The organism is Pseudoalteromonas sp. SR43-2 (assembly GCF_014163885.1).
Taxonomy (GTDB): domain Bacteria; phylum Pseudomonadota; class Gammaproteobacteria; order Enterobacterales; family Alteromonadaceae; genus Pseudoalteromonas; species Pseudoalteromonas distincta.
In genome coordinates, this window is sequence record NZ_JACJED010000009.1 from 1 (window position 1) to 16,746 (window position 16,746).

Genomic DNA, 16,746 nt, shown 5'->3' on the forward strand with positions numbered 1-16,746 from the left:
TACAGATAAATAAGCTACGTAATTATATCAAACATCAATGCTCTCGGGGTGACTAAAAGCAACGCTAATTGAAATTAAGATCATTGACGCATTCTGACACCGGTGTCATAATGATGACACAATAGTTTTGTATAAAATAGTGGCAAACCTTTGAAGTTTGCACATAATTAAAATATTTTAATCTAATATAGATGTTTTAATTCAACAAAATAACGTCAACATGCTTTCACCAAGCAAACAGGAGAAATTGATGCTAAGACGCACGAAAATAGTCGCTACCCTTGGACCTGCTACCGATAGAGATAACAACTTAGAAAAAATTATTATCGCTGGGGCTAATGTAGTACGTTTAAACTTCTCACATGGTGTTGCCCAAGATCATAAAGACCGTGCGCAAGCTGTACGCGATATTGCAAAAAAATTAGGCAAGCATATTGCTATCCTCGCTGACCTTCAAGGCCCTAAAATCCGCGTTTCTACTTTTAAAGAAGGTAAAGTAACGCTTGCTGTGGGTGCAAAGTTCACTCTTGATGCAAAAATGGAAAAAGGCGAAGGCGATGTTAACTCTGTAGGTATTGATTATAAAGAACTACCTAACGATGTTAGCCCTAACGACTTACTGCTCCTAAATGACGGCCTTATTCAACTAAGTGTTGATGAAGTAGCTGGCCACTTAGTACATTGTACTGTAACTGTTGGCGGTGTTTTATCTAACAATAAAGGTATTAACCGTTTAGGTGGTGGCTTAACTGCTCCAGCATTTACTGAAAAAGATAAAGAAGATTTAATAACTGCCGCTGAAATTGACGTAGATTACATTGCCGTATCATTCCCACGTAGTGGCGACGATATGCGCTACGTACGCTCACTTGCTGAAGCTGCTGGTTCAAAAGCACAACTACTTGCAAAAATTGAACGTGCTGAAGCCGTTGAAACACAAGAAGCTGTTGATGACATCATTCTAGCGTCTGACGCTGTAATGGTTGCTCGTGGTGATTTAGGTGTTGAAATTGGTGATGCAGCTCTTATGGGCAAGCAAAAACTAATTATTCGTCGTGCTCGTTCATTAAACCGTACTGTAGTTACAGCAACACAAATGATGGAATCGATGATCGATAACCCTATGCCTACACGTGCAGAAGTTATGGATGTTGCAAATGCTGTTCTTGATGGAACAGATGCTGTAATGCTTTCAGCTGAAACAGCTGCAGGTGATTACCCTGAAGAAACTGTTGCAACTATGGCACGTGTTTGTTTAGGTGCTGAATCTCAAAAAGAAACGCATGTTTCTAAGCATCGTTTAGATAGTCGTTTTTCTAACAATGCAGAATCTATCGCACTTTCTGCTATGTATGCAGCTAATCACTTAGATTCTGTTAAAGCTATCATCACGCTTACTGAATCTGGTAGCACGGCTAAATTAATGTCACGTATCAGCTCTGGCTTACCAATCTACTCGCTTTCACGCCATGCGAGTACATTAGGTCAAACAGCACTTTATCGTGGTGTTTACCCAGTATTTTTTGATTCTACAAAAACTGAAAAAGACGGTATGGTAAAAGCGGCACTTGATACTTTAGTTTCTCAAGGTTCTTTACAGTCTGGCGATACAGTAATTATTACTCACGGTGACTCAATGGAAACTGTGGGCGCAACTAACACTATGAAAATTGTAACTGTTGCATAATTACTAAATATAAAAAATGCGAGCTTAGCTCGCATTTTTTGTGCCTGTAATAAAAGCGTTGGCTTTAACTTGCTAATGCCGCTTTAACCTTATCTCGGTAGCTACGGCTCACTTTTAATTCTTGTCCGTTTTCAAGTACTAATAAATACTCGCCACTTACTTGAGTGACCAGCTTACTAATTTGTTTTGTATTTACTATTGCACTGCGGTGTACACGCACAAATAACTGAGGGTCTAGCTCTTGCTCAAGCTCTTTCATTGTTTTACGAAGTATATGCGTTTGTCCATCTTCACAGTGTAAACACATATAGTCACCTGCAGCATCAACCCATTGGATAGTCGCTACAGGTACCCGTATAATTTCACCCTGCTCTTTTACTGCAAGCGATTCTGGGTAACGTCTATCTGTTAAGGTATCGCCAGTCGCTAATTTTTTTAATATTTCTTCGCAATTATTACCAGTAATACCGGCTACAAAACTCGCTAGTTTTTTCTTATGGGCGTTGTCTTGCTGCGTTTTTAAATAAGTATGCACTTTTTCTACCGCCTGTTTTAATCTGTTATCATCAACGGGTTTTAAAATGTAATCGAGAGCATGAATTTCAAATGCTTTTACAGCAAACTGATCAAAAGCAGTTACAAATACAATTGCAGGTAATACTTTTGTACTTTCGCTGAGCGCTCTTGCCACCTCAAAGCCATTCATACCTGGCATCTGAATATCTAAAAAAACCAAATCGATTTTCTCTCTTTGGCACATTTCAATTGCATCAGCGCCTGAACTACATAATTTAATTACTTCAATATCAGAATATTCTTCAAGTCTTACCGCTAAACCTTTTCGCGCTAACGGTTCATCATCAACAATGAGTGTTTTTATTTTAGTCATTTTTCACAGCCTTCTCAAAAGGTACTCGCAGATTAACTTTTAATCCACTTGGCGTATTATGTGATAATACAAACGAATAATTATTTTCATACAACGTTTTTAATCTATCTTTGGTGTTAGCAACACCTACACCTTGAGCGTTAACTAATTGGCCATCAAGTATTTCAGTGCCTGGACCGTTGTCACCCACTTCTAGTAATAATTCATTCGCAAATACTTGTGCTTTAATATCAATTACACCACCTTCTGTCAGATGGGCAATGGCATATTTAATCGCGTTTTCTATAATTGGTTGCAAAATTAAGCTCGGTACTAAAGCCTCTTTTGCTTGCTCGCTAATATCTACATTTACTTTCAATCGCTCATCAAAACGGACGCGCTCTATTTCTAAGTAAAGCATGAGAGCATGTAGCTCTTGCTCAAGCGGTACTTTTTTAATTGGATCGGTATTAAGTGTGTAACGTAAAAAGTCACTTAACCTTGCTACCATTAAGTTAGCATCTTTGTTTTCTTTAACCAAAATTAAAGTAGAAATAGCGTTAAGTGTATTGAATAAAAAATGGGGATTTAACTGATACCTTAGCATTTTTAGTTGCGCTTCGTGTGCCATCGTTGTGGCCTTTAACGCTTTTTGTCGCTCACTTTGTAATAACTGATAATATTTAACGCCAAAGTACAAACCACTCCAACATAAAATAATATAAACCGAATCTAAACCTTGCTGCAGGTAATAAAACCACTCCTCTGGTCTATAACCATGGCGGTATATTTCCCATAGATTGAATTTTTGAACGACAGCCCATAGAGTGCCCGTTATATAAGAGGCACCAAATACTACAATCATTAATACCCAAGGCGAGGCATTCCAAATTTTACGATAAATATACCTAAGCGGCACTGTCATCAAACAACCAGCGTAAGCATTCAATAAAATAACAAATACGTATATATCACGCATTTCAAATACTTTAGAGCCGATATAATTTACTAACGCGTAACCAATCCAGCCCGCGATTTGCAAAAGCCAAAAAAAACGTTGCCTGTTATCGACTAAAGATTGCCAATTCAAAATAGATGTTTACTCCGTATGGTTAAAACTAATTCCATAAAATAGGCGTTTGTTATTTTTATTATTTTTACCAATGTAGGGCTAATTTTCACAAAATTAGATTGCCTTATTATATAGATTTATGAGTTTGCATAGCACTACAGCTTGCCTTGCTTTTTAAGAGTCTTACCGCAAACAAATAGTCGAGACACTAAAAAAGCGAAAGGTTATCCACCTTCCGCTTTTTAAATATCAATAGCTTTGTGTAAATTAAGCTAGTTTATCTGATGCTACTTTGTAGGTTGGATCTTCAATCACATTCACTTCAACTAAATCTCGTGCTTTATGAAGCAACTGCGTACAGTCTTTACTTAAGTGACGTAAATGAAGTTGTTTACCTGCTTTTGTGTATTTGTCAGCAAGTGTATCAATTGCTTCTATTGCACTGTGGTCAGATACGCGGCTGTGTTTAAATTCAACAATCACATTTTTAGGATCATTTTTCACATCGAATAACTCAGAAAAGTTTTTAACAGAGCCAAAGAATAACGGACCATGTAGTTCGTACACCTTAGCGCCTTCCTGATCAATGTAGTTAGTTGTATATATCTGCTTCGCATGCTGCCAAGCAAATACTAGAGCCGATACAATAACACCCACACATACAGCAATCGCTAAATCAGTAATAACCGTCACGCCCGACACAAGAACAATTACAAATGCATCAGATAATGGTACGCGCTTCATCATTTTAAAGCTTGCCCATTCAAATGTACCAAGTACTACCATAAACATAACACCAACAAGTGCAGCTAATGGGATCATTTCAATTAAGCTAGAGGCAAAAATAATAAAACCAAGTAGCATAAGTGCAGCGCTTATACCTGATAAACGAGAGCGACCACCTGAATTTATATTGATCATTGATTGACCAATCATTGCACAACCACCCATTGCACCAAACATACCGCAGGTAATATTTGCAGCACCTTGACCAATACATTCTTTATTACTATGACCACGGGTTTCTGTAATCTCATCAATTAAGCTAAGCGTTAATAATGATTCAATTAAACCAATAGCCGCTAAAACAAGTGCATAAGGAAAAATAATTTGTAGCGTTTCGAAAGTAAACGGTACCATAGGAATATGAAATTCAGGTAAGCCGCCAGCGATTGTTGCTGTTTCGTCGCCTGTCATTCCTTTTAAGAAATCTAATACTGTATGCGCTTCTAAATCAAACCCAATCACTAATCCAGTTACAGTTACAATAGCAACTAGAGATGAAGGCACTGCTGTAGTCAATTTTGGCAAAAAGTGGATTATTGCCATGGTTAATGCAACTAAGCCAAGCATGATAAATAATGGATTTCCTGTCATCCATTCTTGTCCGCCCATACCGTCTGGCACTTTAAACTGCCCTAGCTGAGCTAAAAATATAACAATTGCTAACCCGTTTACAAAACCAAGCATTACCGGATGAGGAACCATACGGATAAACTTACCGAGCTTAAATACACCCGCGAGAATTTGCAGTATTCCCATCAGCAACACTGTTGCAAATAGATACTCAACACCGTGATCAAGCACTAAACTTACCATGACAACAGCTAGTGCACCGGTTGCACCTGAAATCATACCAGGGCGACCACCAAAAATAGCCGTAATTAAACCAACGATAAACGCGGCATATAGACCAACCAAAGGTTCTACATTTGCAACAAAGGCAAACGCAACTGCTTCTGGCACTAAGGCTAACGCCACAGTTAATCCAGATAGAATATCGTTTTTAGCAGAGCTAGGCGCCCTACTGAGTAAGTTAAACATTGAGGTCCTCAAATGATGTAATGGGTATCAAAAAAAGCGCTAAATTCTACCAAATTAGCGCTCAGTTAACAATTGTCATTATGTGGTTAAGCTAAACTAAAAATGGTTTAGCTTTTAAAAGAAGTGCTTTTACAAAGGAAGGGAAGTACTGCGTTTTACACATGTCATTGTTACATTAGAATGTACTTCTTGGACGTATTCTAAACTTAGTAAATTATCACGCACAAAATGCTCATACCCTTCTATGCCTTGTGAAATTATGCGTAGCATAAAGTCCATGGTACCAGCCATAGTGTAACACTCTGTTACCTCGTCGTAGCTCATGATCAGCTTTTCAAACTCAGCAAGATTCTTTTTACCGTGATTTGATAAACGCACATGTGCATATACAAGCATATCAAAGCCAAGTTTTTTCTCATCTAAAAGAGCCACTTTGCTTTTTATATAACCATCTTGCTCTAGCTTAGCGATTCGACGCCAGCATGGAGATTGAGACAAGCCTACTTTATCTGCAATTTCTGCGGTTGATAAACTAGCATCTTGTTGTAAAAGTGCCAATATTTGGCGATCTACGTGATTTAGAGACATTTTATTTCTTATTTATCAAATAAACTGGTTAAATTATACAACCATTTTAAAACTCAGTCTGCTTATTTTTAATGTTTATGCAGTTTGTAAACTTAAAATAAGCAACTTAACCAAACTTACCACTCACAAAAGGATTTGTTTTCTTTTCAAATCCCACCGTAGTGTCGCTACCATGTCCTGCCAATATTTTAGTATTATCAGGTAAGGTTAAAATATGCGCGTTAATCGACTCAATAAGTTGTTCACTGTTCCCCTTAGGGAAGTCAGTACGCCCTACTGAGCCTTTAAAAATAACGTCACCGACAATAACGCACTCATAGTCTGGTTGGTAAAACACTATATGACCGGGTGTATGCCCCGGGCAATGTTTAACTAAAAAGCTAAGTTTTCCTACGCTCACTGTGTCGTTATGGTTTAGCCAAATATCCGGATAAAACGGTTCAATGGGTTTAAATCCAAACATCTGTGCTTGCATAGGTAAGTTTTCAAACCAAAAGTACTCATCTTTTTGTGGACCAATAATTTGTACGTTAAATTGATTTCGTAAAATATCAGCCCCACCCACATGATCTAAATGCCCGTGCGTTAACCAAATAGCACTTAACGCTAGTTTATGCTCATTAAGGACCGTTATTATTTTATCAATGTCGCCACCTGGGTCGATAACCACAGCGTGTTTAGTTTCGCTACACCAAATAATACGGCTGTTTTGTGCAAAGGCAGTGACAGGTATAGTAATGATTTCCATATTAAATTTCTTTACTTTTTTGATCTGGAATAACAACTTCTTCTTCGAATGACATAAGTATTGGATACTTTAAGTACGCTTGATCATAAAATGGACTTTGCTCATATAACCAGTTTAATCGTGCTTCTGCGTCACTCGCGAATGATTTATCTTTAAGTTTTTCATCAAACTTAAGCGCAAGCTTTGGGTTATCTTTTAGCATTTGGCGTGCATACGGAATTAGCGCATAGTTTTCCATGTACTCGGTACGCTGAAAAATAGTATTAAATTCACCCCACGCAAAAAATGAATCAGGGGCTTCCGGGTGCAATAAATGAACTGCTAATTCACCTGCTTTTTGTTGAGTATTGACTTGATACCAACCATCTAAATCTACATTTATAGCAGGGACGTAATCAAAAGTTGCTGATACTCTAAAACGCCCTTCAAATGGTGCTTTATCAAACGTGTAGTCTGCCACCTTTGCAACTTTCAAAGGCTGTGTGTTTGCCCCTTCAAGTTTATTAATAGAGACACCATGTAACTTTAGTTTCTCAATAATGTTGCTATATACAGGCGGAATAAAAAAAGCTTTAGGTACTTCAACTGTATGTTGTACATCTTTTTGCCAATAAATAGGTAAGTCAGTATATGTATGTGCTTTACCCAAATACTTCACTTCATTTTGACCCGAAAGTGAATTCATGCTTGATGAATATTCAATACCTTTAAACTGCGCAATCGTATCAGCTTGCTTGGCATAGCCACGCTTTACTATTAACTGTTTAGGAACAAATTCTTGTTCTTTTTTTACTGCATTAGCTAATTCATGACTGTGCTTTGATAGCGCAGTAATAGCACCATCTAAAAATACATAAGTTCCCAATACACGTTGCTTGTAAGGCTTCAATGAATGATTTTCGACTAAAATAGTCGGCAATGACTTTAAATCCCCCCAACCATTTGAAAAACGTGGCGTAGCAACCCAGCCCGCTAACCCTTTTTTAAAGTCGCGCTTGTCCATAACAAAAACAAGTGGTCCTGGGATGTGTCCTTGCTTCGCTAGCGTATCGTCAATGAGAGGTTTAAAAAACTGGTTTAATGTATCTGATACCGCAGGCGATTCGCTCGAAAATACCGGATTGTAACCATAAGTCACATCGTATTGGTAATCTGCGCCGTCGGTAACGTGTACATCAATGTATAAATTTGGGTTGTAGTCGTTAATAACCTTTAAAACACTTCTAACTTCTGGGGTATCTAATTTAGTAAAATCACGATTTAAATTAAGGTTATTAGCATTTGTTCTAAAGCCCATTTTTGCAGGGCCCCGTTGATTAATGCGATTGAATGCACTGCTACGTTCGTGGCCATCTACATTTAAAATAGGAATAAATAATATGTTTACCTTTTTTAAAATGTCACGGCGCTTACCCGTCGCTATATCTCTGAGTAACATGAACATGGCATCTTTACCGTCTATTTCCCCAGAATGTATTCCTGCCTGGATAAAAATAGTTGGCTTAGTGCTATTAGCCATTTGCCTTGCTTCAAAAAAACCTTGCTCACTGGCAATTAGCATTTTTATTGCACGCTTACTATTACTATAGCCTATGGTTTGAGATTGAAACTGAGTAGGGTTTGCAGCAACTAACCTATCTACAAATGCCATTGTATTTGCATAATCGGGCGACGCTTCACCTGCAGATAACTCAAAGTCAGTAGTTAACGGCCCTTGTTTTTGTAAAAGCTCTACGCTTTTCCCCTGCCACTCAATGAGTGGAGGTAAGTGTGCGTCATACGCCACACTTGCAGATAAAATGAGTAAACTTGCAAACATAAAATTCTCTAACAAACGCCTTAATTATATAAATTATATCAACTAAATTTTTTATAATGAGGAAACTGCGGTGATTCAACAAAAAAATGCAGCCAAATACATTTCACTCATTAAGGCCTGTGTTTTTAGGCTTTATAACCTTATTAAGTATTATACCAATGTGCAATAATACTTAATCATTTTGCGGGGCTAAACATGTCGCTACCTGCGTTAAAAAACTCTCATTTACGACTGCATGGATGCAGAAGGTAGAGCAATGCAGGAGCAATTGCCGAGAACAACTAAATAGCGAATTTTTTGCCTAGCTATCAATACGTTTTTACGCTCTCAAAATAGATCCTTTAATTAAGCGAATTGGTATTACTCATTGGTTTAAGTTACTAAATTACAGGCACAAAAAAAGGAGCCATAGGCTCCTTTTTAATACTTATATAAAAAAGCTTAAGCGGCTAGGCCTTCTTTTGCTTTTTCTACAAGCGCTGCGAATGCAACTTGGTCGTAAACAGCGATATCTGCAAGGATCTTACGATCGATTTCTACAGAAGTCTTTTTAAGACCATTGATAAAACGGCTGTAAGACAGACCATTTTGACGTGAAGCAGCATTGATACGTGCAATCCATAATTGACGGAAAGTACGTTTCTTCGCACGACGGTCACGGTAAGCGTATTGACCCGCTTTAGTAACAGCCTGGAAAGCTACGCGGTAAACACGTGAACGTGCTCCGTAGTAACCTTTTGCTTGTTTTAAAACTTTTTTGTGACGTGCACGTGCGACAACGCCGCGTTTAACTCTTGCCATTTCTAAAAACCCCTATTAAGCGAACGGTAACATACGTGAAACTAGACCATGGTCATTTTTATGAACCATCATCTTAGGACGTAGGTGTAACTTACGCTTAGAAGTTTTCTTAGTCAGAATATGACGAAGATGCGCTTGTTTACGCTTGAAACCGCCAGAAGCAGTCTTTTTGAAACGCTTAGCAGCGCCACTGTGACTTTTTAGCTTATAAGCCATTGCAATAACTCCAATTGTATTGCTTTTAAATTAGTAAGCAGGCGTGAGATATATTTCTATAGCTCCACTTTTAGGCCTAACTTACTGCCATGTTCCGGTGAAGACCCAACATAAATGCCGCAATCTTGCTTTAAGACCGGTTAACTCAGGTGAATATTCGCATATTGCTTGCAGACCTGAGCTAATTTCGGTGCGTATTATCGCTTAAAAATTATTTTTTAGCAACAGGCGCCATCATCATAACCATTTGGCGGCCTTCAACACGATTTGGGAAAGACTCAACTACTGCAAGCTCTTCTAAATCGGCTTTGATACGGTTTAATAATTCTATACCAATTTCTTGGTGAGCCATTTCACGACCACGGAAGCGGATAGTAATCTTAGCTTTATCACCAGCTTCTAAGAACTTACGTAAGTTGCGAAGCTTAACCTGATAATCACCTTCATCCGTACCAGGACGGAATTTGATTTCTTTTATCTGGATTTGCTTTTGCTTCTTCTTCTGCTCTTTTAGTTCTTTGCTTTTTTCAAAGATGAACTTACCGTAATCCATGATTCTACAAACAGGCGGCTCAGCGTTTGGACTGATCTCAACAAGATCAACACCCGCTGCATCGGCCATAGTTTGCGCGTCTTGTAATGACTGAATTCCAGCTTGTTCGCCTTCAATGTCAATTAAACGAACTTCTTGCGCTGTAATTTCTTCGTTAATACGATTTTTTTGAGCTGTTTGTTGCCCTTTCTTGCCGCCTCTAATAGTACGTTCCTCCAAGAATATCAATAATATAAGCGTGTAAATGGCTGTTTGTTAATGCCTTACACGCTCGATTTTTACTGTCGATTTTTAATTTCTTCACTAATTTTAGCTACAAAATCATCAACATTAAATTTGCCAAGGTCTTCACCTGTGCGAGTACGCACTGCTACTTCTTGTTGTTCAACTTCTTTATCGCCAACAACAAGCAAGTATGGAATACGCTTCAGTGTATGCTCACGGATTTTAAAGCCAATCTTCTCATTTCTCAAGTCAGCAGCGGCTCTAATTCCAAGTTTATTTAATTTTTGTACAACTTCTTTAACATAAGGAGCCTGTTTATCGGTAATATTCATAATTACCACTTGCTTTGGTGCAAGCCACGTCGGGAATAAACCAGCGTACTCTTCAGTTAAAATGCCAATAAAGCGTTCAATAGAACCTAAAATAGCACGATGTATCATTACAGGTGTACGACGCTCGTTATTTTCTGCTACATAAGTAGCGCCTAAACGACCCGGTAATGCAAAGTCTAATTGCACTGTACCACACTGCCACGCTCTGTCTAAACAATCGTACAAAGTAAATTCAATCTTCGGACCGTAAAACGCGCCTTCGCCCGGAAGATAATCAAATTCAATATCATTTAGCTTAAGTGCATCAGCTAAAGCAAGCTCTGCTTTATCCCACATATGGTCTTCACCAATGCGTTGTTCTGGGCGAGTAGATAGCTTAACTACAATCTTCTCAAATCCGAATGTTTCATATGTATCATAAACCATCTTAATACACGCTGACACTTCGTCCATTATCTGCTCTTCAGTACAGAAAATGTGAGCATCATCTTGTGTAAAGCCACGTACACGCATTAAACCGTGTAGTGCACCTGATGGTTCATTACGGTGACAACAACCAAATTCAGCCATACGAAGTGGTAAATCACGGTACGATTTTAAACCTTGGTTAAAGATTTGCACGTGACCAGGGCAGTTCATTGGTTTAATTGCGTATTCACGTTTTTCAGACTCAGTGGTAAACATTGCTTCTGAATATTTTTCCCAGTGACCTGATTTTTCCCAAAGCGAGCGGTCCATCATCATTGGACCTTTTACTTCTTCGTACTCATATTCGCGTAATTTTTCACGTACAAATTCTTCAAGCTCGCGGTAAATGCTCCAACCATCGTTGTGCCAAAATACCATGCCTGGTGCTTCTTCTTGCCAATGCCATAAATCAAGCGCTTTACCAATACGACGGTGATCGCGTTTTTCAGCTTCTTCAAGGCGCTTTAAATACGCTTTAAGTTGCTTTTTATCGCCCCACGCGGTGCCGTAAATGCGTTGTAGCATTTTGTTTTCTGAATCACCACGCCAATATGCACCCGCCACTTTCATTATTTTGAAGTTTTGGCAAAATTTCATGTTAGGAACGTGAGGTCCACGACACATGTCTACATATTCTTCGTGATGATATAACCCTGGGCGGTCATCTTTAGCGATGTTTTCGTCCAAAATTTCTATTTTGTATGTTTCGCCACGCGCTTCAAATGTATCGCGTGCTTCTTGCCAGCTTACTGTTTTTTTCACTACGTCGTAGTTGGTTTTTGCAAGTTGCAGCATACGCTTTTCAATTGCTTCAAGATCATCTTGTGATAATGAGTGTTCCATATCGATATCGTAGTAAAAACCGTTATCAATGGTAGGACCAATTGCCATTTTTGCGTCTGGGAAAAGTTGCTTAACGGCATGACCAATTAAGTGAGCACAAGAGTGACGAATGATTTCAAGGCCGTCATCGTCTTTAGCGGTAATGATCTCAAGACGAGAATCTTCACAAATTTTATCACATGCATCAACACGGTCGCCATTTACACGGCCCGCAATGGTCGCTTTAGCTAAACCAGGACCAATGTCGTTTGCAACATCAAGCGTGCTTACAGGGTTTTCAAAACTACGTTGACTTCCGTCTGGAAGAGTAATAACTGGCATTATAAATCCTTGCTACAGTGGTGACACCTACAATGTATCACGTGTATTTTTAATAAATTAAATGAGAATGACTCGACAACGCTTTTACGAATAAGCATTGACTAATATATGTAGATGAGGAGTCTATTCAACTACAAAGATATATTGTCGCGTGCCGCGCATTTAATTACAAGTTTAAAGGGGTGAAATCTACCCGTTTTATCCACAAAATTTAGTTTTTAAAGCAAAAAAATCATTTTATTAAAATATAAAAGCATCAATGCATTAATTACGCGCCTACAACTATACCCACACTCGCATTTTAATGTGCGTTGCGTATAATACTGCGTAATTAAGTTATTTTAGAGAATAGACATGAGAACATGTGGTGTAGAAATTACCGGTAGTGATGTACTACTTTGTATTTTAAGTAAAGATAATGACGTATTTGATATTCGCGATGTGCGCCAAACACGCTTTACCTTAGGTAACGGTAACGACACTGAAGTAATGCGTAAATTTCAATTCGATTTTGCAAAACTAATGCAAGATTACCAAATTGATTCTGTTGCAATTCGTGAGCGTCAGCCTAAAGGTAAATTTGCTGGCAGTGCAAAAGGCTTTAAAATGGAAACTGCAATTCAATTAATCGACAACTTAGATGTACGTTTATTTACTACAACTGAAGTTAAAGAGCAGTTAAAACGCAACCCCATCCCTATTGATTTTGAAGAAACAGGCCTTAAAAAGTACCAAGAAAATGCTTTTGTAAACGCTTACGTTTACATCATGAAAAAAACATACCGCAGCGACGAAATGTAAACTCATTACTCGTTTAAAAACGCGTACTTACATTGTAAGACGCGTTTTTTTGTGTCTAAAAAGTAGTATTAGCTTTTATTAATCTAATAATACATTAGTCTAACTGCACTTCTCTTTGTCGACAATATGTGTTTATTTTAACTTTGTAGTTTACATAACTCACACACATTTTCATGGAGAGAGCAATGCACACACACACTATTGCGGTAAAAGAAGTAGAGCAAATAAATCACTTGCCGTTATCTCAAAGCTACTTTAAAGGTATACAAAGCACACCTTTAACAAATTCAACTATAGGCGAGTACTTTGACTTTATTGTCGACAAAAACCCAAAGGCGTTAGCTGTTGTAGTTCATCACCAGGGTATTCGCTTAACGTATAAAGAATTTCAAAAAGAAGTTAATCAACTTGCTATGGGGTTGCTGGCACTTGGCGTGAAACCAGGCGAGCGTGTTGGCATTTGGTCTCCTAATAATATTGAGTGGTGCTTAACCCAATTTGCAACGGCAAAAATTGGCGCAATAATGGTGTGCATCAACCCGGCCTATCGTCCTAACGAATTACAATATGCTTTAAATAGTGTTGAATGCTCTACTCTGATCACAGCATCAAATTTTAAAGGCAGTGATTACTTAGAAATGCTTAATTGTTTAGCGCCAGAACTTGCAACTTGCGATAAAGACACACTTAATTTAAAAGCACTGCCCACTCTTAAAAATATAATCCGCATTGGCGATGAAGCATCTCCTGGTATGCACTCTTTTAAAGATGTTGTTAACTTGCCAACAGCTGCTCATGAGCTTGAATTAAAAGCAATAGGTGTAAACTTAAATGCTGAGCAAGACATCAATATACAATTTACATCAGGCACAACAGGCAACCCAAAAGGCGCAACGCTCACGCATAAAAATATTTTAAATAATGCGCTATTCGTCGCCGAATCTATGCACTTTACGAGCGATGACAAGTTATGTATCCCTATCCCGTTATATCATTGCTTTGCAATGGTATTGGGTAGCTTATTGTGTGTTAGTAAAGGTGCAGCAGCCATTTACCCAAGTGATTCGTTCGATGCAAAAATCACACTAGATGTAGTTCAACAAGAAGGATGTACAGCGCTGCACGGTGTACCTACTATGTTTATTAGTGAGCTTGAGCTAAGTAATTTTAACGATTATGACTTAAGTACTTTACGCACGGGTGTAATGGCAGGCTCTACATGCCCAGAGCAAGTAATGCGCAAAGTACAAACACAAATGAACATGCATCAAGTACTGATTGCTTACGGGCAAACGGAGTGCAGCCCCATAAACAACATTACCGAAACAGACTCTTCAATAGAGCGGCAAGTAACGACAGTTGGCCGCGCCCTTGCCCATACCGAGGTTAAAATAATTGACGAGCTGGGTAACATTCAAAAAATTGGTCAACCTGGCGAAGTGTGTAGTAAAGGTGCAGGCATAATGCGCTGCTATTGGAATGACGAAGCTAAAACAAAAGCCACAATAGATGACGAAGGGTGGCTGCACTCTGGCGATTTAGGTGTCATGGATACAGAAGGGTTTGTCACGATTGTTGGGCGTATAAAAGATATGATTATTCGCGGCGGCGAAAACATTTACCCTCGAGAAATAGAGGAAGTACTTTACACCTACCCGGGCATTCAAGATGCTGCCATATTTGGTATAACCGATGAAAAGTATGGCGAAGAAGTGTGCGCTTGGATCCAACCAAAAGAAGATGCTGTACTTAATGAGCAAGCAATTCGTGACTTTTTAAAAGACAAACTAGCCTACTTTAAAATGCCACGACATATCCGTTTTGTAGAAAACTACCCAATGACAGTAACAGGTAAACTGCAAAAATTTAAAATGCGCGAGCAAATGCAAGAAGAGCTAAGCGACAACGCTTTTTCCTAGTTTCGTCTTTAAGTAACTGAGGCTCTGGATAGGGAATTTATCTCAGAGCTATGTTCAGAGCTAGCAGCGTTAAATTTACGTATGTTAGGACTAATACTAAAAAGCACAGCCAATTGGCTGTGCTTTTTATGTACTGAATTGTACTGAATTTATTATAAATTCAGCATTCTCTTTTTTAAACGTTCTAAATCAATCGCACTCGAGCGCACTGTTAATTTAATGTGGCTGTATTCATATTCTTCTTTAACAACACTCATACTCGATCGGATTTCGCCCACAATACCTTTGGCTGTGTACGGTATAACAATCTCTTCTTCAATCATGTCCTCTTGAGCAATGTCAATAATGTATTTGTGCAATTTACTAATATCATCTGGATTACGTGTAGAGGTCATCATCGCATCAGGAAATTCATCCATTAGCGACTGCTGCTGCTCAGTACTTAATTGGTCTGACTTATTCAATACTAATAGTTTTTTGCTACCTTCTACCCCAACTTCTGCCAGTACTTTATGTACTACTTCAAGTTGTGAGCGAAAAGAAGGATCTGAAGCATCTACAACATACAACAATAACGACGCATCATGTGCCTCAGCGAGCGTTGAATGAAATGAAGCAACCAAATCATGAGGTAATTTTTTAATAAAACCAACCGTATCTGAAACCAATATACGAGGCTGGGTAATCGGATACAGCGCGCGAACAGTAGTATCTAGCGTTGCAAAAAGTTTGTTTTCGCCTTCTACATCACTACCTGTAATTGCGCGCATCATTGATGACTTGCCCGCATTGGTATAACCAATTAAAGCCACTGAGAATAGCTCAGAGCGCTGAGTACGTCTGTCCATCATTACATCTTGAACACTAACAAGTTCGCGCTTTAATTCTGCTAACTGATCGCGCACCTTACGGCGATTAAGCTCAAGTGTGGTTTCACCCGCACCTTTACCCATTTGGCGTTCTTTATCACCTGTTGATGTTTCACGCAGTCGTGGCGCTACATAATTAAGGCGAGCTATTTCAACTTGTAATTTTGCAGTTTTAGTACGCGCATGACGACTAAATATTTCAATGATAATACCGGTGCGGTCAAATACTTCTACACCTAGCTGGTTCTCAACATTACGTAGTTGAGAAGGCGTTAAATCGCAGTCAAATACCACTACATCAGCACATGCAAAATCTAAATCGTTTGATGGAATTTCTGAGGATATTTCGGTTAAAGGGTCTTCATCGAGTAAATCATCTTCTTGCTCGTTTTCAACCATCCCTTTATTACCGGTAAGGTGTGCTATTTCAGCTAGTTTACCTGAGCCCAGTACATTAACTTTTTGAGTTGAGCTTTGCTTTTGCGATTGCGTACCTACTACTTTAAATCCTAACGTAGTCACCAAACGAGCAAGCTCTGCAAGCGACTCTGTTGCTTCGTCGCCTTTAAATTGTGGTGTGCTAATAGAAATAAGTAACGCATTAGGAAGTGATGGTTTTGCAGTTAGTTGCATAATTTTTATATGTTAATGCACCTAAAGTGCAAACCTAATTTTCATTCGAAAGTAACTTGATCCTACGCTGTTATGGCTCAGCTTTATAGGGTTATAGTTCACTAATGGCGTTAATATTTAAAACTAACCATAATATACTCAATTTTATGGCTAGTTTTA

The 16,746-nt window shown here is 38.6% G+C and carries 14 protein-coding genes; 3 read left to right on the plus strand and 11 right to left on the minus strand.

What is annotated here, in order from left to right; genetic code table 11:
- Positions 1-250 precede the first annotated feature (250 nt).
- Entirely contained in the window at positions 251-1,687 is a 1,437-nt protein-coding gene (pyk, locus tag H5120_RS09295; protein WP_039489818.1) for a pyruvate kinase, read from the plus strand.
- 64 nt (positions 1,688-1,751) lie between these two features.
- On the opposite strand, the gene H5120_RS09300 is transcribed toward pyk, so the two are convergent.
- From H5120_RS09300 to thrS, 10 genes are all read right to left on the minus strand, one after another.
- Positions 1,752-2,576 (minus strand): LytTR family DNA-binding domain-containing protein, encoded by an 825-nt coding sequence (locus H5120_RS09300; protein WP_039489820.1) that lies wholly within the window; start codon positions 2,574-2,576, stop codon positions 1,752-1,754.
- Positions 2,569-3,645: a sensor histidine kinase gene (locus H5120_RS09305; protein WP_024596641.1), complete on the minus strand. Its 1,077-nt coding sequence runs from the start codon at positions 3,643-3,645 to the stop codon at positions 2,569-2,571. The genes H5120_RS09300 and H5120_RS09305 overlap by 8 nt, the downstream gene beginning before the upstream one ends.
- A gap of 249 nt (positions 3,646-3,894) precedes the next feature.
- A complete protein-coding gene (locus H5120_RS09310) occupies positions 3,895-5,451 on the minus strand; it encodes a SulP family inorganic anion transporter (protein ID WP_182674171.1) in 1,557 nt (518 codons plus the stop codon).
- A 129-nt stretch (positions 5,452-5,580) separates the two neighbouring features.
- On the minus strand, positions 5,581-6,039 hold the full coding sequence (locus H5120_RS09315; protein WP_002960703.1) for an Lrp/AsnC family transcriptional regulator: 459 nt from the start codon (positions 6,037-6,039) through the stop codon (positions 5,581-5,583).
- A gap of 106 nt (positions 6,040-6,145) precedes the next feature.
- A complete protein-coding gene (locus H5120_RS09320) occupies positions 6,146-6,787 on the minus strand; it encodes an MBL fold metallo-hydrolase (protein ID WP_182674172.1) in 642 nt (213 codons plus the stop codon).
- Position 6,788: 1 nt separating this feature from the next.
- The gene (locus H5120_RS09325) at positions 6,789-8,606 is read right to left on the minus strand and encodes a M14 family metallopeptidase (RefSeq protein ID WP_182674173.1); all 1,818 of its coding nucleotides are present in this window, start codon (positions 8,604-8,606) and stop codon (positions 6,789-6,791) included.
- Positions 8,607-9,047: 441 nt separating this feature from the next.
- Entirely contained in the window at positions 9,048-9,407 is a 360-nt protein-coding gene (gene rplT / locus H5120_RS09330; RefSeq protein ID WP_002960711.1) for a 50S ribosomal protein L20, read from the minus strand.
- Between the two features lie 15 nt (positions 9,408-9,422).
- Positions 9,423-9,623 carry a 50S ribosomal protein L35 gene (gene rpmI, locus H5120_RS09335; RefSeq protein ID WP_002960713.1) on the minus strand — a complete coding sequence of 67 codons (201 nt, stop codon included), beginning with the start codon at positions 9,621-9,623 and terminating at the stop codon, positions 9,423-9,425.
- Between the two features lie 211 nt (positions 9,624-9,834).
- Positions 9,835-10,395 carry a translation initiation factor IF-3 gene (gene infC, locus H5120_RS09340; protein WP_002960714.1) on the minus strand — a complete coding sequence of 187 codons (561 nt, stop codon included), beginning with the start codon at positions 10,393-10,395 and terminating at the stop codon, positions 9,835-9,837.
- 59 nt (positions 10,396-10,454) lie between these two features.
- Complete coding sequence (gene thrS / locus H5120_RS09345) at positions 10,455-12,365, minus strand: threonine--tRNA ligase (protein WP_024606251.1); 1,911 nt, start codon at positions 12,363-12,365, stop codon at positions 10,455-10,457.
- 354 nt (positions 12,366-12,719) lie between these two features.
- Between thrS and H5120_RS09350 the strand changes: the two genes are divergently transcribed.
- Both H5120_RS09350 and H5120_RS09355 read left to right on the plus strand, forming a co-directional pair.
- Complete coding sequence (locus tag H5120_RS09350; RefSeq protein ID WP_002960715.1) at positions 12,720-13,166, plus strand: DUF3010 family protein; 447 nt, start codon at positions 12,720-12,722, stop codon at positions 13,164-13,166.
- Positions 13,167-13,351: 185 nt separating this feature from the next.
- Complete coding sequence (locus H5120_RS09355; protein ID WP_182674174.1) at positions 13,352-15,085, plus strand: AMP-binding protein; 1,734 nt, start codon at positions 13,352-13,354, stop codon at positions 15,083-15,085.
- A 152-nt stretch (positions 15,086-15,237) separates the two neighbouring features.
- On the opposite strand, the gene hflX is transcribed toward H5120_RS09355, so the two are convergent.
- Positions 15,238-16,587, minus strand: a complete 1,350-nt coding sequence (hflX, locus tag H5120_RS09360) for a GTPase HflX (RefSeq protein ID WP_182674175.1) — start codon at positions 16,585-16,587, stop codon at positions 15,238-15,240.
- Positions 16,588-16,746: the final 159 nt, after the last annotated feature.

Coding starts and splice junctions, on each gene's coding strand:
- thrS (WP_024606251.1), bottom strand. CDS start 12,365: ATGCCAGTTATTACTCTTCCAGACGGAAGTCAACGTAGTTTTGAAAAC.
- H5120_RS09300 (WP_039489820.1), bottom strand. CDS start 2,576: ATGACTAAAATAAAAACACTCATTGTTGATGATGAACCGTTAGCGCGA.
- rpmI (WP_002960713.1), bottom strand. CDS start 9,623: ATGGCTTATAAGCTAAAAAGTCACAGTGGCGCTGCTAAGCGTTTCAAA.
- H5120_RS09325 (WP_182674173.1), bottom strand. CDS start 8,606: ATGTTTGCAAGTTTACTCATTTTATCTGCAAGTGTGGCGTATGACGCA.
- H5120_RS09350 (WP_002960715.1), top strand. CDS start 12,720: ATGAGAACATGTGGTGTAGAAATTACCGGTAGTGATGTACTACTTTGT.
- pyk (WP_039489818.1), top strand. CDS start 251: ATGCTAAGACGCACGAAAATAGTCGCTACCCTTGGACCTGCTACCGAT.
- H5120_RS09320 (WP_182674172.1), bottom strand. CDS start 6,787: ATGGAAATCATTACTATACCTGTCACTGCCTTTGCACAAAACAGCCGT.
- hflX (WP_182674175.1), bottom strand. CDS start 16,587: ATGCAACTAACTGCAAAACCATCACTTCCTAATGCGTTACTTATTTCT.
- H5120_RS09310 (WP_182674171.1), bottom strand. CDS start 5,451: ATGTTTAACTTACTCAGTAGGGCGCCTAGCTCTGCTAAAAACGATATT.
- H5120_RS09315 (WP_002960703.1), bottom strand. CDS start 6,039: ATGTCTCTAAATCACGTAGATCGCCAAATATTGGCACTTTTACAACAA.
- H5120_RS09355 (WP_182674174.1), top strand. CDS start 13,352: ATGCACACACACACTATTGCGGTAAAAGAAGTAGAGCAAATAAATCAC.
- rplT (WP_002960711.1), bottom strand. CDS start 9,407: ATGGCAAGAGTTAAACGCGGCGTTGTCGCACGTGCACGTCACAAAAAA.